12 protein-coding genes are annotated in these 17449 nt (G+C 63.9%); 5 read left to right on the top strand and 7 right to left on the bottom strand.

Translation table 11 applies throughout. The features are described 5' to 3' along the window. Positions 1 to 44 precede the first annotated feature (44 nt). The 3 genes from AC07OJ_RS29555 (at position 45) to AC07OJ_RS29545 (ending at position 3030) form a co-directional block, all read left to right on the top strand. Entirely contained in the window at positions 45 to 1004 is a 960-nt protein-coding gene (locus AC07OJ_RS29555; protein WP_262134423.1) for a GlxA family transcriptional regulator, read from the top strand. 171 nt (positions 1005 to 1175) lie between these two features. After that, complete coding sequence (locus AC07OJ_RS29550) at positions 1176 to 2285, top strand: DUF3182 family protein (protein ID WP_495095726.1); 1110 nt, start codon at positions 1176 to 1178, stop codon at positions 2283 to 2285. Further along, positions 2275 to 3030, top strand: a complete 756-nt coding sequence (locus AC07OJ_RS29545) for an alpha/beta hydrolase family protein (protein ID WP_016969461.1) — start codon at positions 2275 to 2277, stop codon at positions 3028 to 3030. Before AC07OJ_RS29550 ends, AC07OJ_RS29545 begins: the two co-directional genes overlap by 11 nt. 105 nt (positions 3031 to 3135) lie before the next feature. Here AC07OJ_RS29545 and AC07OJ_RS29540 read toward each other — a convergent pair whose 3' ends face one another. The 5 genes from AC07OJ_RS29540 to AC07OJ_RS29520 all read right to left on the bottom strand — a co-directional run bounded on the left by AC07OJ_RS29540 (position 3136) and on the right by AC07OJ_RS29520 (position 8797). Further along, a complete protein-coding gene (locus tag AC07OJ_RS29540; protein ID WP_065909945.1) occupies positions 3136 to 4092 on the bottom strand; it encodes a lysylphosphatidylglycerol synthase domain-containing protein in 957 nt (318 codons plus the stop codon). Beyond that, the gene (gene clsB, locus AC07OJ_RS29535; RefSeq protein WP_201145980.1) at positions 4082 to 5344 is read right to left on the bottom strand and encodes a cardiolipin synthase ClsB; all 1263 of its coding nucleotides are present in this window, start codon (positions 5342 to 5344) and stop codon (positions 4082 to 4084) included. The genes AC07OJ_RS29540 and clsB overlap by 11 nt, the downstream gene beginning before the upstream one ends. Continuing rightward, the gene (locus tag AC07OJ_RS29530; protein ID WP_065909948.1) at positions 5341 to 6117 is read right to left on the bottom strand and encodes an endonuclease/exonuclease/phosphatase family protein; all 777 of its coding nucleotides are present in this window, start codon (positions 6115 to 6117) and stop codon (positions 5341 to 5343) included. The genes clsB and AC07OJ_RS29530 overlap by 4 nt, the downstream gene beginning before the upstream one ends. Then, positions 6114 to 7040 carry a DUF72 domain-containing protein gene (locus AC07OJ_RS29525; protein WP_495095725.1) on the bottom strand — a complete coding sequence of 309 codons (927 nt, stop codon included), beginning with the start codon at positions 7038 to 7040 and terminating at the stop codon, positions 6114 to 6116. Before AC07OJ_RS29525 ends, AC07OJ_RS29530 begins: the two co-directional genes overlap by 4 nt. Before the next feature lie 554 nt (positions 7041 to 7594). Then, entirely contained in the window at positions 7595 to 8797 is a 1203-nt protein-coding gene (locus tag AC07OJ_RS29520) for an MFS transporter (RefSeq protein WP_106802502.1), read from the bottom strand. A gap of 177 nt (positions 8798 to 8974) precedes the next feature. Here AC07OJ_RS29520 and AC07OJ_RS29515 point away from each other — a divergent pair, with 177 nt between their 5' ends. Beyond that, entirely contained in the window at positions 8975 to 11080 is a 2106-nt protein-coding gene (locus AC07OJ_RS29515; protein ID WP_495095724.1) for a mechanosensitive ion channel family protein, read from the top strand. 117 nt (positions 11081 to 11197) lie between these two features. Here AC07OJ_RS29515 and AC07OJ_RS29510 read toward each other — a convergent pair whose 3' ends face one another. Then, positions 11198 to 15445, bottom strand: a complete 4248-nt coding sequence (locus AC07OJ_RS29510) for an Lhr family helicase (RefSeq protein ID WP_495095723.1) — start codon at positions 15443 to 15445, stop codon at positions 11198 to 11200. A 166-nt stretch (positions 15446 to 15611) separates the two neighbouring features. On the opposite strand from AC07OJ_RS29510, the gene AC07OJ_RS29505 reads away from it, so the two are divergent. After that, a complete protein-coding gene (locus AC07OJ_RS29505) occupies positions 15612 to 16496 on the top strand; it encodes a sugar nucleotide-binding protein (RefSeq protein ID WP_083221509.1) in 885 nt (294 codons plus the stop codon). Between the two features lie 165 nt (positions 16497 to 16661). On the opposite strand, the gene AC07OJ_RS29500 is transcribed toward AC07OJ_RS29505, so the two are convergent. After that, positions 16662 to 17360, bottom strand: a complete 699-nt coding sequence (locus AC07OJ_RS29500; RefSeq protein ID WP_106802505.1) for an OmpW/AlkL family protein — start codon at positions 17358 to 17360, stop codon at positions 16662 to 16664. Positions 17361 to 17449 lie beyond the last annotated feature (89 nt).

Below are 17449 nucleotides of genomic sequence, written 5' to 3'. Positions count from 1 at the left end.
GCGCGGGATTGGCTGCACCGACAATAACAGGGGGAAAACTGACAATGGCGGTTGTGGAGCTGGGCGTGTTGATCTACCACGGTGCACAGCTGGCGGCTGTCCACGGCCTGACCGATTTGTTCGGGGTGGCCAACCGGATTGCTGCCGAGCATCAATCCGCGCAACTGCCGTTGCTGCGGGTCAGCCACTGGCAGGTGGATGCCCATGGCACGCCTGCGCGGGTATTCGACACTCACCCCGGCCCCGGGCAACCGATGATGGCCCTGCTGGTGCCGCCTTCAATCGGTGAGTTCAGCGAAGAACAGGCACCGCCCGCGCTGCTCGAGTGGATTCGCCAGCAACATGCGGTGGGCACTGTGCTCGGCGGTGTGTGCATCGGCTCAATCATGCTGGCGCGCAGCGGCCTGTTGGACGGGCGCAGCGCCACCACCCATTGGTCCTCCGCCAGTGCCTTCGCCACACGGTATCCGGCGGTGCGCCTGGAGGCCGATAAACCTATCGTCGATGACGGCGACCTGATCACCACTGCCGGGCTGATGGCCTGGTCCGAACTGGGCCTGCGCCTGGTCGATCGCCTGATGGGCCCGAGCATCGCCGCCGGTACCGCGCGCTTCCTGGTGATCGAGCACAGTGACAGCGCCAGCCAATGCGGCAGCAACTTTGCGCCGATCCTGGGGCACGGCGACAGCGCGATCCTCAAGGTTCAGCATTGGCTGCAAGCCAGTGGCGCAGTGGACGTGTCGGTGGCGGCGATGGCGCAGGAGGCGGGCCTGGAAGAACGCACCTTCCTGCGGCGGTTTCGCGCCGCCACCGGCTTGAAACCCACCGAATACTGCCAGCACCTGCGCGTCGGCAAAGCGCGGCAGATGCTGGAATTCACCAACGGCACCATCGACCATATCGCCTGGACCGTGGGCTACCAGGACCCCAGTGCATTTCGAGCCATCTTCAAGAAGATCACTGGCCTGGCCCCCAGCGATTATCGCAACCGTTTCGGCGTGTGAATCGTGCAGAACGCCGCAGCTTCAAGGCGGCGTCGTGCAGAATCAAACAGGCTAACTGCCATCGCTTTTTCGACAACCGGTTGATTTCACTCGCATCCTCCTTGAAACCGCCTTGGCCTGATCCCTGCAACCTTCCCACCACACACATGGCGGGAAGGCCAAGGGGGACGCATGACCCCGAAGAATCGCAAGAAACTCGTGGTTGCCCACTCCACGCGGGAGGGTGCGCCACAGCATGAGGTGGAAACCAATCGTGCGCTGGCGCGCTGGCTGGCGCAGATCCTCGGGCTGAAGTTCGGCGGCAGCTATGACCCCGACCAGCACGCCGACCGAGCCCTCTACCTGTTGCCCACGCAAACCCTGGTCGGCGCGGCCCAGGCCCGCGCGCTGAACGTCAACGGCCCCGAAGACCTGTGGGGCGGCTATGTGGATCACGACATCATCTGCACCAAAGCCATCAGCCATGGCATTTTGGGCCCGGATGCGGTGACCCCACCCGGCTGGTCGCCATTGTTCTGCGAGCGGGTACGCGACGTCGTGCTCGACGGCCTCAGCGTATTTGCCCTGCAGGATGCACGCGAAGCCGCGACACGCTTGCTCTACAGCGGCCCGATTCGCTTGAAACCGGTACATGCCTGCGCCGGACGTGGCCAGGAAGTGATCCGCAGTCTCGACGCGTTCGATGCGGTGCTGGCGCGACCGAACGCCGCGCAAATGTTTGAGAGCGGCGTGGTGCTGGAGCAGGACTTGCACGACGTCATCACCCACAGCGTGGGCCAGAGCTTTATTGGCGAGCACGTGCTCAGTTATTGCGGCGAGCAGTTCCTGACACAAGACGCACACGGCGAAGAGGTGTACGGCGGTTCCGATTTAATCGTGGTGCCGGGCGACTACGAAAAGCTGCTCGCCCTCGCGCTGCCGGACGACGTGCGCCAAGCCATCGAACAAGCACAGGTTTTCGACGCGGCCGCCGATGAGGCCTACCCTGGCTTCTATGCCTCGCGGCGCAACTACGACATCGCCCAGGGCCTGGACAGTGACGGCCAGCGCCGTAGTGGCGTGCTCGAACAATCCTGGCGCATGGGCGGGGCCAGCAGCGCGGAAGTCGCGGCGTTGCAAAGCTTCATCAACCACCCCGGCCTGCGCGCGATCCGGGTGTCCTCGGTGGAAACCTACGTGGACCAGGCGCTGCCCGCCGATGCCATCGAGGTGTACCGCGGCCCGGCGGAAAACAGCGAGTTTCTTCTCAAGTATGTGACGGTTAAATCTTATGACGGCTAGAAGCGAAAGCATTGCGATCGATATCGACGACGAACAGATGAGCGCCACCTTCCTGAGCCCCAAATCCAAAGTGCCGGGCGTGTTGTTTGTGCACGGCTGGGGCGGTAGCCAGGAGCGCGACCTGGAGCGTGCCAAAGGCATCGCCGGCCTCGGCTGCGTGTGCCTGACCTTCGACCTGCGGGGGCATGCCGGCACCGGTATCCCGTTGTCGCGCGTCACCCGCGAAGACAACCTGCGCGACCTGCTGGCAGCCTATGACCGGCTGCTCTCGCACCCGGCCATCGACACCTCCGCAGTGGCGGTGGTGGGCACCAGCTACGGCGGTTACCTGGCGGCGATTCTGACCTCGTTGCGCCCGGTGCGCTGGCTGGCGCTGCGTGTGCCGGCGCTGTATCGCGATCAGGAATGGCTCAAGCCCAAGCGCGATTTGGACAAGGCCGACCTGATGGATTACCGCAGCACGCTGGTCCACGCTGAGACCAATCGCGCGCTGCATGCCTGCGCGCAATTCACCGGGGATGTGCTGATCGTCGAATCGGAAACCGACGACCATGTGCCCCATGCGACCATCATGAGCTACCGCGCGGCCTGCCAGCAGACGCACTCGCTGACTCACCGCATCATCGATGGCGCGGATCACTCCCTTAGCGATCCAGTGTCCCAGCAGGCCTACACCTCGATCCTGGTGGACTGGATTACCGAGATGGTGGTAGGCGAGCGGTTGAGCATTATCCAGTCTCAATAGGGGGCTTTGGATCGCTATCGGCGGCAAGCCGACATCTGCAGGGGAACGCATCGCAATGTAGGCGCTGGCTTGCCATCGATAGCGATGCCCCCGGCAACATCTTTCTCAAGCCGGTGTTTTCTTCACCCGCAACGCCTTGGCCTTCGCCTCGACACCGACGTACATCACCAGCGCGATCAGCAGCGGCAGAATAAAGTAGATCGCGCGGTAGGCAATCAGCCCGGCAAGCAAACTGCCGCGCGAGGCTTCATGTTGCAGCAGGGCGATAAACACCGCCTCCAGCACGCCAAGCCCGGCGGGGATATGCGTGATCACGCCGGCAATCGCGCTGATCAGTAACACGCCGAGCACGAGCGGGTAATCCAGCTTCGCCGGCAGCAAGGTGAAAATCACCGCTGCCATCAACGACCAGTTCAACGCCCCCAGCGCCAATTGCAGGCATGCCATGCGCAGCGACGGCAGGTTGATCTCGATCCCGCGAATCGACCAGGCGCGCTTTTTCGAAAACTGGCAGGCCGCCAGATACCCCAGGCTGGCCAGGACCAGCAACACACCAATGCCCTGCAAGGCACCGCTGCTGACTTTCCACCCTGGCGGCATCGTCACCAGGCCGCTGCTGAACACCACCCCGGCCAGGGCCATATAGCCAAACCAATTGGTGGCCAGGCTCAGGCCGAGGATCTTGGCGATGTTGCCAGTGCTCACCCCCAGCCGCGAATACAGCCGATAGCGCATGGCAATCCCGCCGACCCAGGCGCTCAGGTTGAGGTTGAACGCATAGCTGATGATGCCCACTGGCAGGATCTGTTTCCAGCGCAGGGGCTGACGAATGTAGGTGCGGCCGATCAGGTCGAAGCAGGCGTAGACGACAAAGCTGCACGCTGTCAGCCCGCCCGCGATGATCAGCGTGCGCACCTTGAAATTGCCGAGGGTCTCGAACACCTCGCTCCAGTCGATGCGCCGGGCGAGCAGGGTGAACAGCACGATCAACAACAGGAAGAACGCGACAGTCAGCGGTTTCTTCCAGCGCGCGAACCGAGAACCGCTGGCTTCAGACGTCATGGGGCGAACGCTCGAAAGGTTTCAGGCGGGGCTTGTGCGCCGGCAACCAGCCCGTCAGCGCGGGGAAGTGGCGCATCACATGGAACACCAGGAAACCCACGGTCAGCCGCCACAGCCACAGGCGCGGCTTGCGGTTCTCCGGCATGGTCCGGCAATGCGTGTCAGCGAGTACTTCCAGGCGCTCGTAGAGCTGCTGGTTGAAGGCGCGGTCACGAATCAGCACATTGGCCTCCAGGTTCAACGACAGGCTCAGCGGGTCGAGGTTGCTTGAACCGACGGTGCTCCATTCGTCATCCACCAACGCTACCTTGCCGTGCAGTGGCCGCTGGCAATACTCGTGAATCACCACACCGTCCTTGAGCAGGTAGTCGTAGAGCATGCGCGCAGCCAGCTTGGCCAGCAGCACGTCAGGCTGGCCCTGCATGATCAGCTGCACGTGCACGCCACGGCGCGCGGCGTTACGAATCTCGCGCAGCAGGCGGTAGCCGGGGAAGAAATACGCGTTGGCGATCACCACGCGTTTCTGCGCCTTGCTCAGGGCGTGGATATACGCCTCTTCGATGTCGTCGCGATGCTGGACGTTGTCGCGATAGATCAGGCGCACCAGGCCTTTGCCTTTCTCGGTGGCCCACAGCGAAGGGCGTTGCTGGCGCCGGCGCCAACCGCGGCGTGTGCGGACCTGTCGACCGCTTTGCGCGAGGGCGAAATGATGCAGGTCGGCCACCGCCGGGCCCGTCACCTGCACCGCGTAATCCTGCTTGGCCTCGGGGCCGAAATCGCCCAGATGGTCGGCGGAAAAATTGATCCCGCCGATAAACGCCACGGCCGCATCCACCACCACAATCTTGCGGTGCAGGCGGCGAAACCAGTTGGTGCGGATGCCCAGTGTCTTGGACGCCGGGTCAAACATCTGCACCGTCACTCCTGCCTCCGCCAGCTCACCGAGAAACCCCGGGCTCAGCTCGCCGCAGCCAAAACCATCCAGGCTTACCACCACCTTGACCCCGCGTTGCGCCGCCTCGATGAGGATGCCCTGCAGCTCGTGGCCGACCTTGTCTTCGAAGAGGATAAAGGTCTCCAGCAGGATCTCCCGATGCGCTTCGCGCATCGCTTCGAAGACCCGGGGGAAATACGCCTCGCCGTTCTCCAGCAACTCGACCCGGTTATCGCTCTGCCAGCCGTAATCCAGGTCGCGGGCCTTGGCTTCATCCGGCGGCTGATCGGTAGCGATGTGTTCCACGGCAACGTTCATAGCTCAATCTCCACCGACAGGGGCGCGTGGTCTGACAAATGTGACCAGGGGCGGGCAGTGAGCACTCGCGGGTTATGCACCTTCACGTTGCGCACATAAATGCGATCCAGCGGCAGCAATGGCAGGCGCGCCGGGAAGGTGCGTGCGGGTTTGCCGTGGGTTTCGATGAACACTTCCTTCAGGCCGCTCTGGCTGAGGTCGGCACGCTGGCGCCAGTCGTTGAAATCGCCGGCAACCACCAACGGTGCATCGTCCGGAATCTCGCGGATGCGCTGCTCCAGCAAGCGCAATTGCTGCTGGCGATGCACCTCGCGCAGGCCTAGGTGAATACAGATGGCGTGCACCTCTTGGCCGGTGCCCGGCAGGCGCAGCACGCAATGCAACAGGCCACGGTTTTCATGCCCGCTTTGCGAAATGTCGAGGTTGTCGTAGCGCACGATCTGGAATTTCGACAGCAGCGCGTTGCCGTGGTCGCCATGCGGGTAGACCGCGTTGCGCCCGTAGGCGAACTGCGGCCAGATGCTGTCGGCGAGGAACTCGTACTGCGGCATGTTCGGCCAGTCGCTATAGCGCTGGGGATGGCGTTCGTGGGTGCCATGGATTTCCTGCAGGAACACCATGTCGGCGCCGATACTGCGCACCGCCTCACGCAACTCGGGCAGGATGAAACGCCGATTCAGCGCAGTGAAGCCCTTGTGAATATTCACCGTCAACACGGTAAAACGCGTTATCGCGGTGGTGGGGGCGATGGGTACCCATTCCGGCTGTGTCATGGCAACACCCCGGGTTCCGGCAACTTGCCGGGTTCGGTGAGGAGGTGCTTATCCAGCCCGAAACGCCCTAGCAATTGACGGGCATCGAAGGGCGCCCGCACCTTGATGTCGTTGTCGAAAAAACAGAAGACCTCGCGCTGCTTGCGCGCGGCGGGCTTGCGCTGCGGGTCGACCAGGTGCGCATCCGCCGGCTGCTTGCCGTGTGCCCAGCGCTCGATGCGATCACCCCAGCGCTCGAGGGCTTCATCGGTGTAGCCGCTGGCGTACAGCTGCTTGTCGCCATGCAAACGCAGGTAGAGGAAATTGGCGGTGACGTCTTCAAGGTACGGCCACTTGCCGGCGGTGTCCGCCACCACCAGGGCCACGCCGTGCCGAGCCAGCATCTGCACAAACTCAGGCACCGCAAAACTCTTGTGTCGGATCTCCACCGCATGACGCAGGGCGCGCTTGCCATGAGCCTGCAGGCTCGCCTTGCCGTTCAGGCGTGGCTCATGCTGGCGGGCGAGGGTCGCGGCTTGCACCGTGTCAGTGGGCAAGTCGGCGAGGAAGGCTTCGAACAGCGCTGGGTCGAAGGTGAAGCTGGGCGGAAATTGCCAAAGGATGGGGCCGAGTTTTTCCTGCAGCTCCAGTACCCCGGAGGCGAAGAAATTCGCCATTGGCTTGTGCACCTCACGCAGGCGCAGGATATGCGTGATATAGCGCGGTGCCTTGACGCTGAACATGAAGTCTTCAGGGGTGTCGGCGTACCACTCGGCGTAGCGCTTGGGGGTTTGCAGCGCGTAGAACGAGCCATTGATTTCAATGCTGTTGACGGCACGTGACGCAAACTGCAACTCGCGTTTCTGGGTCAGCCCCTCGGGGTAGAAATCCCCGCGCCAGGGCGTGTAGCGCCAGCCGGAAATGCCGATATGAATCGCCGCCATGGTGACTCCCGTGAATGGTGGGTCGAGTGACCTCCGTTCTGGAATGACTGCGCTATTTGCGCGAAAGTTTCCACGGTCCTACAGACGGCACCCGCTAAAACTGTGGGAGCGGGCTTGCTCGCGAAGGCAATCTGTCAGCAATAAATTCATCGACTGACCCACCGCCATCGCAGGCAAGCCAGCTCCCACATGGGGTTGAGGCGTGGCCGAATCAGTGCCCGAAAAAAATTGTGGGATTGAAGGTGTTGCCGGATCAGCGCCCGGTAAAAAACTGTGGGAGCGGGCTTGCTCGCGAAGGCAATCTGTCAGCAATCAATTCATCGACTGACCCGCCGCTATCGCCGGCAAGCCAGCTCCCACATGGGATTTAGGCGTGGCCGCATCAGTGCCCGGAAAAAAACTGTGGGATTGAAGGTGTTGCCGGATCAGCGCCCGGTAAAAACTGTGGGAGCTGGCTTGCCTGCGATAGCGATTTGTCAGCAATCAATTCATCGACTGACCCCCCGCCATCGCCGTCAAGCCAGCTCCCACATAGGATTGAAGGTGCTACCGGATCAGTGCCCGACCACACTGCGTGTCGAACTCTCGGGATACACCGGACCAAGGCGGTCCAGCCGGCCACTCCACGCGGTCAGCGCCAGGGCCACCAGCACCACCAGCCCACCAATCCACGCCGTGTGGATCAGGCCCATATGGGCCACGATCAAACCACCCGCCCAGGCGCCACCGGCGATTCCCAGGTTGAACGCGGCGATATTCAGCCCCGACGCCACGTCCACCGCATTCGGCGTGTGATGTTCGGCCTGGCGCACCACATACACCTGCAGGCCGGGCACGTTGCCGAAGGCGACCGCGCCCCACACCAGCACGGTGGCCAGGGCCAGCCAAGGATTGCTGGCGGTCATCGTCAGGACAAACAGCACGGCCGCGAGCAGCGCAAAGATGATTTTCAACGCGCTGATCGGGCCGCGTTTATCCGCCAGTTTGCCGCCCCAGATGTTCCCGGCCGCGACCGAGATGCCATACACCAGCAGCACCAGGCTGACCGTGCCGGCGCTGAAGCCGGAGATGTCCTGAAGGATCGGCGCCAGGAAGGTAAACGCGATAAACGAGCCGCCGTAGCCGACAGCTGTCATTGCGTACACCAGCAGCAAACGCGGTTGCTTGAGCACTTGCAGTTGTTGCAGCAGCGACGCGGGTTTGCTGTGGGCGATGTGTTTGGGCACGTAGATCAGGCTGCCGATAAACGCGATCACACCCAGGGCCGACACGGCGAGGAAGGTTTCGCGCCAGCCGAAGTGCTGCCCGATAAAGGTGCCCAGCGGCACACCCGTGACCAGGGCGACGGTGAGGCCGGTAAACATGATGGCAATTGCGCTGGCGGCCTTTTCCTTGGGCACCAGGCTGGTGGCGATGGTCGAGCCGATCGAGAAAAACACCCCGTGGGCCAGGCCGGTAACGATCCGCGCCAGCACCAGCGATTCATAACTCGGCGCCTGCCATGCCAGCAAGTTGCCAAGGGTGAACAGCACCATCAGCGACAGCAGCAGGAATTTGCGCGGCACCTTGCCGGTGAGCGCGGTCAGCACCGGCGCGCCGATGGCCACGCCGAGGGCGTAGAGGCTGACCAACAGGCCGGCGGACGGCAGGTCGACACCCAGGTCGGCGCCGATGGTGGGTAACAGGCCAACGATGACGAACTCGGTCGTCCCGATGGCGAAAGCGCTGAGGGTCAGCGCGAGCAAGGCAATGGGCATGGCTGCAACTCCGGTGGGTTTCATTCAGGAGCGCAGTGTCTGGTTTTGGCCTGTGCGGAAAAAGCCAGGGATCGGCATTTGATATTTGCCTGCAGGTCAAAGATCTCGAAACAGGGGAACGATCAGGGTTCAAACCCGTCAGTTCCTTACACACCCTGTTGATGGAGGCCCGGCGTTTTGCTGAATCTCAAGACTGCATTACTGCTCGGCGCGCTGCTGTTTTGTGGCAGCGGCGCACTGCAAGCCGCGGCCACCGCGCCTGAACCCGAAGCGCCGGCCAAGCCGGAATTGCTCGTCGAAGGCGGCCTGCTCGGTGCCATCAGCTCCAGCATCGATGACGTGCAGGAGAAGCTCGACCTCAATCAGAACCTGATCGATGAATGGCGTTTGCGTGCCGACCGCGCCGCGGATGAAGTCGGCCGGCTGGTCGATCAGACGGCCGAGCGCTCGCCGTGGAGCGTCGCCGGGGATTTCCTGTTGCTGTCGGGGGTGTGGATAGGCGCCTTCGCGGTGTTGACGTTGCTCGCGCGCTTCATCGTACGGCGCCTGAGCCAGCGCACGTTCATTCAGCAGCGCAAGCGATTGCAGGCGGTGCTCGGGTATGTGCTGCCCTACACGATCCCCGCGCTGATCTGCCTGCCGCTGACCCTCTACGTCAGCCATTTTTTACCCACCTCTATCGGTCGCGCGCTGGCGCTGTGTTTTGCCTACGCCACGAGCAGCGGCATCTTCTCGACCTCGATGCTGCTGTGCGTCATCGTGATGTTCAACGTAGGGCACAAGCGCCCGGCGGTGCAGATCATTCGCGGTTACTGCCCCAAGCCGCTGTTCCTGATCGGCTTCCTCGCTGCCCTCAGTGATGCGCTGACCAGCCCGCAGATCGCCCGTCAGCTCGGTGGCAATATCACCAGCAGCATCGCGGTGTTTACCGGCCTGTTTGCCGCGGTGATCTTCGGTGTGCTGGTGGTGCGCCTGCGCCGTCCGGTGGCGCACCTGATCCGCAACCGACCCTTGGCCCAGCGCCTGAAACACCCGGCGCTGCAACAGTCGCTGCGGGTGTTTTCGGGGCTGTGGTACTGGCCGATCCTGTTGATGGTGCTGGTCTCGGCAATCAACCTGATCGGCGCCGGCGACGACAACCAGAAGGCCCTGCGTTGCGCGCTGTTCACTACCATCCTGTTGATCGGCACGGTGTTCCTCAGCACCGTGCTGCAACACCTGTTCAAGTCGCGCAGCCAGGTGGCGATCCAGCGCAGCAGTGCCTACAAGGAGCGCTTCCTCAGCCTGCTGCACGCGATCCTGCGCATCGCCATGGCGATCGCCTTTATCGAAATCCTCGGGCGTATCTGGGGCGTCTCGCTGTTCGAATTCGCCCAGCGCAATTCGGTGGGCCGCGCCATCAGCGACTCGCTCAGCAGCATCGGCCTGATCCTGCTGGTGACCTGGCTGTTCTGGGTGGTCCTCGACACGGCGATCCAGGAAGCGCTGAAGCCGCCGGTGAACAAACGCTCCAGCCGTCAGCCCAGCACGCGGGTCAAGACCATCCTGCCGCTGCTGCGCAATGCGGTGAAAATCATCCTGGTGGTGATCTGCGCGATCACCACCATGGCCAACCTGGGCATCAACGTCGCGCCGCTGCTGGCGGGTGCCGGTGTGGTCGGCCTGGCGATTGGTTTCGGCTCCCAGCAATTGGTGCAGGACGTGATCACCGGCCTGTTCATCATCATCGAAGACACACTGTCCATCGGCGACTGGGTGGTGCTCGACTCCGGCCACGCCGGTACCGTCGAAGGCCTGACCATCCGCACCCTGCGCCTGCGCGACGGCAAGGGCTTCGTGCACTCGGTGCCGTTCGGGCAGATCAAGGCGGTCACCAACCAGTCACGCCAGTTTGCCTATGCGTTCTTCTCGGTGCAGTTCACTTACGACACCGATGTGGACAAGGCCGTGGAGCTGATCCGCGAAGCCGGGCAGTCGATCCGCGACGACGTGTTCCTCAAGTACAACCTGCAAGGGCCGCTGGAGGTGTTTGGCGTCGACAAGATGGACCTCAACGGTGTGGTCCTCACCGCGCAGTTCCGCACCGTGTCGGGTGGGCAATATGCAGTCAGTCGCGCTTTCAACCAGCGCCTGAAAAAGCTTGTGGATAACTGCGATGAGGTGCACTTCGCGCAGACTTATCCACAGCAGGTGCTGCTGCCCAAGCGCACGCCACAGGTAGATGAGCCGGATGAAGCGGTGCCGGCGTCGGTGGTGCTGACGGAGCAGCCGCGTACCCAGTGATCGATGTCGCCCGGGCTGGCCTCATCGCGGGCACGCCCGGCGCCCACATTGTCGACCGTGTGAACCCGTACAAATGTGGGCGCTGGCTTGCCTGCGATGGCGTCAGATCAGGCATCCCTAATGCCTGATCAACTTCTCCTGCACCGCCTGCGGGTCCACCTCCAGCAACACCTGCTGCTTGCCCGCGACCATCACCGCCGCCGGCAACCCATCGCGGTACACAATCCGATTGCCGCTCACCGCCGGCACTTTGCTGCCGGGCAACAACGTGCCTACCAGATTCAGCGGATCGGCCCCGCACACTGCAATCAGACTCCCATCATGCGGGCGCCGTCGCACCTCACGCAGCAGCGGGATCGCTTCCGGCAACGCAAACTGTTCCCCCGCCAAGCCACTGACAAACCGCCCGCCGCGAATCTCACCGCGCGCTTCCAGCCGATGGAACGTGCGCAGCAATTCGCGCCAGCTCGGTAACCAGTCCGCCTCTCGCTCCAGCAGCCGCCAGAACACCACGCCGTAGCGGCGCAGCAAGGTCATCGCCACATGCTCCAAGGTCTCTGCCGAGTGCGCGCCGGCGGCGGTCGCGGGGCGCCGGATCAGCGCCCAGCGCCCGGCATCGTCCATGCCGCCGACAAACGCCCCACGCCCGCGCCGGCTGCTGCGCGCCTGGCGTTTGCTCGCCGGCGTGGTCAACGCCCGCAGCCCGGCAAAACTGTCGGCATTCACCAGGCCGGCACCGACCAGTTCCTGCAAGGCGCTTTCCAGCTCGCTGCGCAGCAGATGGGCTTCGTGCACCAGCTCATCAAAAAACAGCGCGCCATGTTCGCGCAGGGCCAGGTGGACTTTCTGCGCCTTGGGCGACAGCGTCGTGCTGTCGGTGAGTTCGGTCAGCCCGCTCCACAGCGGCACCTGGCTGCGCGGCAACAGCACCACCGGCGTGCTGCGCAGGGCGATGGCGCTGGCCTTGTTGCTCAAGCGCGTCCACACCAGCTTGCCGCTGCGGCACAACTCATCGAGCCAGGTGGAGGAATAATCCTTGAGCCGCGCGCTGAGCAAATCAGTGTCCCAGGCGGACGTGGCAGCGGCGTAGCCTTCGAACTGCCCGACGATCTGCGCCAACATCGCGCTGCCCTGGCCTCGGGTGCTCTCGGACAAGTGCTGCCAATCGAACAGGAAACGCATGAAGTCCTGCAGCGCCACCGGCTCGATTTCCCGGCGCAGGCGCTTGACCGTGTAGCGATGAATGCGCGCCAGCAGGTGGCGTTCGCACCATTGCTCTGCGTCGGCGCCAGGGCTGAAACGCCCACGCAGCACGTAGCCTTCCTGCTCCAGGCGGGCCAACGCCTGCGTGACATCAGCCACCGGCAAGGCCAGGGGCGCGGCGATCTCGATCAAGGTCAGCGGACCGAAGCCGCCAAGGCGTGCGCGCAGCACTTCCACCAGCGCTTCGTCGTAGGTCCAGGGCTCATCGAAGCCGGGGAGCAGCGGCAAGCCGTTGGGATAAATCGCCTGCAAACAGCTCAGGCGCTCGACCGCCACCCACAGGCCGTTGTGCAATGCAGAGGCGCGCCCACCCTTGGCCAAGGCGTGCAGCCACTCGGCCCATTGCGGCGTGACTTCGTGAGCGGCGATGCAGGCCAGGCTCATTAACGCCTCATGCATTTCATCCAGGCTATGGGGCGCAGGCCAGGCTTCTTCGCGGACCCCGGCGATGGCATCCGCATCCAGTGCGCCAAGGTCGTCGGTGCTCTGCGGGTCGCTCCAGCGCCGGTTGAGCACGGCCTGGGTGCGGCGTTCTTCCAGCGGGGCATCGTCGAGAAAAGTGTAGGGGCGCGCGCTGAGGATTTCCGCGGCCATCGGCGAGGGCGCCGGCAGGTCACGGCTGATCAAGCGCACGTCGCCGCCCTCCATGCGCCGCAGCAGGGCCAGCCAACCGTCGCTGTCCATGGCTTCGTGCAGGCAGTCATCGAGGGTTTGTTCCACCAGCGGATGCGCGGGCACTTCGCGTTCGCCGGCAAGGTTTTCCAGGCAGGCGATCTGGTCGGGGAACACGCTGGCGATCAGGTCTTCGCTCTTCATGCGCTGGATTTGCGGCGCGACCTTGCGCCCGCCGGTATAACGCGGCAGCGCCAGGGCCACGCCGGCATTCCAGCGCCAGCGCACGCCGAACAGCGGCGCGTCCAGCACCGCCTGGATCAGCAGGTGTTCGGCGCTGTGGCTGTTGAGATAGCGCCACACTTCGTCCAGCTCGAAACTGTGGCTGGTGGACAGCGACAGCACGATGGCATTTTCGCTGGCCGCCGCCTGCAGCTCGAAGTTGAACGTACGGCAAAAACGCTTGCGCAGGGCCAGGCCCCAGGCGCGGTTGATGCGGCTGCCGAACGGCGTGTGGATGATCAGTTGGGTGCCACCGGACTCGTCGAAAAACCGTTCCATGATCAACGTGTCCTGGGACGGCAACGCGCTGAGGGCCAGGCGCGCACGGGCCAGGTAGTCGAGGATCTGTTCGGCGCTGGCGCGGTTCAGGCCGAGGGTGTCGGTGAGCCAGTCCTGCGCCGGTTGCAGGTCACCGGGGCTGGCGCTGAGCAGCGAGTCCAACTGCCCCTGCAAACGTGCCACGGCCGCCGACAATTCATGGCTGCGCCCCGGTGCCTCGCCGAGCCAGAACGGAATGGTCGGTGGCTGGCCGTGGGCATCCTCGACGCGCACCTTGCCGGCCTCGACCCGCAAAATCCTGTAGGACGTATTACCGAGCTGGAAGATATCCCCGGCGATACTTTCCACCGCGAAGTCTTCGTTGACGCTGCCGATGTTCAGGCTTTGCGGCTCCAGCAACACGCTGTAGTCGGCATTGTCCGGGATGGTGCCGCCGCTGGTCACGGCGGTCAGCCGGGCGCCCCGGCGGCCGCGCAGGGTATGGGTCACAGCGTCGCGGTGCAGGTAGGCGCTGCGGATGCCCTGGCGACCGTTGTAGCCGTCGGCGAGCATCTGCAGCAGCGCCTGGTAGTGGCCCTGATCCAGTTCTGCATATGGCGCGGCGCGGCGGATCAGCGCCAGCAGCGCCGCTTCCGACCACTCCTGGGTGCTGACCTCGGCGATGATCTGCTGGGCCAGCACGTCCAGCGGCGCCACGGGAATGTGCAACGTGTCGAGTTCACCCCGGCGTACGCAGTCGAGCAGCGCGGCGCATTCGATCAGGTCATCACGGGTGGTGGCGAACAGACGGCCCTTGGGCGTGCCGCCAACCTGGTGGCCGGAGCGCCCGACCCGTTGCAGAAAGCCGTTGATGGATCCTGGCGAGCCGATCTGACACACCAGGTCGACGTCACCGATATCAATCCCCAGCTCCAGCGAGGCGGTGGCGATCAGCACTTGCAGCGCGCCGGCCTTGAGCCGTTGCTCGGCGTCCAGGCGCAGTTCCTTGGCCAGGCTGCCGTGGTGGGCGGCGACAGCGTTCTTGCCCAGGCGCTCGCTCAAGTGCCGGGCCAGGCGCTCGGCCAGGCGACGGGTGTTGACGAAAATCAGCGTGGTGCGGTGTTCGCGGGCCAGCGCAGCGAGGCGATCGTAGACCAGTTCCCAGACATCATTGGCCATCACTGCCGACAGCGGCACCGGCGGCACTTCGATATCCAGGTCGCGGGGGCGGGCATGGCCGATGTCGACGATGTCGCACGAGCGGCCCGTGCCGACCAGAAAGCGCGACACGGCCTCGATAGGCTTCTGCGTGGCCGACAGGCCGATGCGGGTCAGCGGTTCGCCGCATAAACCCTGCAGGCGCTCCAGGCTCAAGGCCAGGTGGCTACCGCGCTTGCCGGCGGCGATCGCGTGGATTTCATCGACGATCACCGTGCGCGTGCTGGCCAGCATTTGCCGGCCGGAGTCCGAGCCCAGCAGGACGTAGAGCGATTCCGGGGTGGTCACCAGGATATGCGGCGGGCGCTTGCGCATCAGCGCCCGGTCTTTTTGCGGGGTGTCGCCGGTGCGTACGGCGGTGCGGATCACCAGCGGCGGCAGGTCCATGGCCTGCAGGTGCTCGGTGATTCCGGCCAGCGGGGTTTGCAGGTTGATCTGGATATCGTTGGACAGCGCCTTGAGCGGCGACACGTACACCACCAGCGTTTCGTCCGGCAGCTGCCCACCGTGGGCCAGGCCCTGGTGGACGAGGTCGTCCAGCACCGCCAGGAACGCGGTCAGCGTCTTGCCCGAGCCGGTAGGTGCGGCGATCAGCGTCGAGCGGCGTTGACGGATCAGCGGCCATGCCTGGGCCTGCGCGCTGGTCACCGAAGGGAAGGTGCTGCGGAACCAGGTGCGGACGGCGGGGTGGAAGCCGTCCAATACCGTGTCCGTTGATTCGGGAAGGTTCATGACTCTTATATGCAACCCATGAGGTCAAGTTGCAACCCCCGCACTTTATCCGTGACGGTTGCGCTACAAACCCGCAAAATGCAACGATTCTGGAATACACCTACGGCTGGCTCACGGGCCTGCCGACAATAACCATCGTTCCAAACAGACCGGGCCTGCTCAATCTATGCGAATGCGCCTTATGTTACTGGGCGGCGGGAATGCCCTCGGGCAGGCGCTGATTCGCCTCGGTGCAGAGGAAGACATTGGTTTCCTCGCACCCAAACCGCCCACCGACGGCTGGGATGCCGCAAGCCTCACCCAATTGCTCGACGACACCCGTCCCGATGCGTTGATCAACCTCGCCTACTATTTCGACTGGTTCCAGGCCGAGGCTGTCAGCGAAACCCGCCTGGCTGCCCAGGAGTTCGCCATCGAACGCCTGGCCGAACTGTGCCAGCACCACAACATCACCTTGCTGCAACCGTCCAGCTACCGCGTGTTCGATGGCTCCCGCGCCACCGCCTACAGCGAAAAAGACGAGCCGGTGCCCTTGGGCCTGCGCGGCCAGGCGTTGTGGCGTATCGAGCAAAGTGTGCGCGCCACGTGCCCGCAACATGTGCTGCTGCGCTTTGGCTGGCTGCTGGATGACAGCATCGACGGCACGCTCGGGCGCTTCCTCGCGCGGGCCGAGAAGCCGGATGAATTGCTGATGGCAGATGACCGTCGCGGCAACCCGACGCCGGTGGACGACGCCGCGCGGGTGATCATCTCGGTGCTCAAGCAACTCGATTGTGCCGCGCCGCTGTGGGGCACTTACCACTACGCCGGGCATGAGGCGACCACCCCGCTGGCGCTGGGCCAGGCGATCCTGACCGAGGCGCGCAACTTCCACCCGCTGGCTATCGAAGCGCCCACCGCCCAGGCCCACGCGGCCCGGCCGGATGCTGGCGACGAACCGCAGCACGCGGTGCTGGCCTGCAAGAAAATCCTCCACACCTTCGGCATCAAGCCACGGGCGTGGCGGGCGGGGTTGCCGGCGTTGCTGGATCGGTTCTACCGGCACGGCTGACCCAACCCCAAACCCAACGTGGGAGCGGGCGGGTGTGGGAACCGGGCTTGCCCGCGATAAAATCGCCTCGGTCTGTCAGTTGCACCGAGGCGATGCTATCGCAGGCAAGCCAGCTCCTGCACCCGCCCGCTCCCACATAGGTTATGCAGCGTGAGTGGACCTGGGTTAGAACTTGTAGCCGATGCCCACCATGTACACCATCGGGTCCACATCAACGTTTACCTTGGCGCGAGTGCCAGGTGCCACGGCGTTGTTTTCCACGGTCGCCTTGGTGCTGATGTCGATGTAGCGCGCCTGGGCGTTGATCATCCACTTGTCGTTGATCATGTAGTCCGCGCCGATCTGCGCCGCCCAGCCCCAGGAGTTCTCGGCCTTGAAGTTGCTGAAGCCTTCGCCCTGTGCGCGGCTGCCGACGTGTTCGTCGTAGATCCAGGTGTAGTTGATACCGGCGCCCACATACGGTTGGAACGCAGACTTGTTGTCCAGCGGGTAGTACACGACGCTCAGGGTCGGCGGCAGGTGTTTGAGGGTGCCGAGCTTGCCGTTGGCCGGGCTCAGGGCGGTGCCTTTGATCTTCACGTCGTGCTCGAACGGGGTGGCCGCCAGCAGCTCGATGCCCACGTGGTTGGTCAGCATGTAGGCAAAGTTCAAGCCCAGCTGGGTGTCGCTGCTCATGGTCGCCTTGCCGCCCAGGTTGGTGCCCGCCAATGGACCCTGGTCAACCTTCACGTGACCGCTGTCGGCTTTCGGGTTCACGGTGATTGCACCGGCGCGCACCAGAATATCGCCCGCTTCGTGAGCGTGGACGACCGGGGCGGCGAGGGCGAGCGCGAAGAGGGACGCGCCGAGCAGAGACTTGTTCATGGGAGCTCCAAAAGGACGTTTAAAAGTTGTACGTCCAATGGTAAAGATCGTTCCGCTCGATCTTTTGACTCAGCTCAATGAAAGGTCGA

The sequence above is a fragment of the Pseudomonas sp. GW821-FHT09C08 genome (assembly GCF_059418125.1).
Note: the sequence above shows the minus strand (reverse complement) of the source record. Positions and strands in the feature narration are given on the sequence as shown.

What these genes read in the sequence shown, in the direction of transcription:
- AC07OJ_RS29505 (WP_083221509.1), top strand. Translation starts at nt 15,612, where the DNA reads ATGCGAATGCGCCTTATGTTACTGGGCGGCGGGAATGCCCTCGGGCAG.
- AC07OJ_RS29520 (WP_106802502.1), bottom strand. Translation starts at nt 8,797, where the DNA reads ATGCCCATTGCCTTGCTCGCGCTGACCCTCAGCGCTTTCGCCATCGGG.
- AC07OJ_RS29500 (WP_106802505.1), bottom strand. Translation starts at nt 17,360, where the DNA reads ATGAACAAGTCTCTGCTCGGCGCGTCCCTCTTCGCGCTCGCCCTCGCC.
- AC07OJ_RS29525 (WP_495095725.1), bottom strand. Translation starts at nt 7,040, where the DNA reads ATGGCGGCGATTCATATCGGCATTTCCGGCTGGCGCTACACGCCCTGG.
- AC07OJ_RS29555 (WP_262134423.1), top strand. Translation starts at nt 45, where the DNA reads ATGGCGGTTGTGGAGCTGGGCGTGTTGATCTACCACGGTGCACAGCTG.
- AC07OJ_RS29530 (WP_065909948.1), bottom strand. Translation starts at nt 6,117, where the DNA reads ATGACACAGCCGGAATGGGTACCCATCGCCCCCACCACCGCGATAACG.
- AC07OJ_RS29510 (WP_495095723.1), bottom strand. Translation starts at nt 15,445, where the DNA reads ATGAACCTTCCCGAATCAACGGACACGGTATTGGACGGCTTCCACCCC.
- AC07OJ_RS29545 (WP_016969461.1), top strand. Translation starts at nt 2,275, where the DNA reads ATGACGGCTAGAAGCGAAAGCATTGCGATCGATATCGACGACGAACAG.
- AC07OJ_RS29550 (WP_495095726.1), top strand. Translation starts at nt 1,176, where the DNA reads ATGACCCCGAAGAATCGCAAGAAACTCGTGGTTGCCCACTCCACGCGG.
- AC07OJ_RS29540 (WP_065909945.1), bottom strand. Translation starts at nt 4,092, where the DNA reads ATGACGTCTGAAGCCAGCGGTTCTCGGTTCGCGCGCTGGAAGAAACCG.
- clsB (WP_201145980.1), bottom strand. Translation starts at nt 5,344, where the DNA reads ATGAACGTTGCCGTGGAACACATCGCTACCGATCAGCCGCCGGATGAA.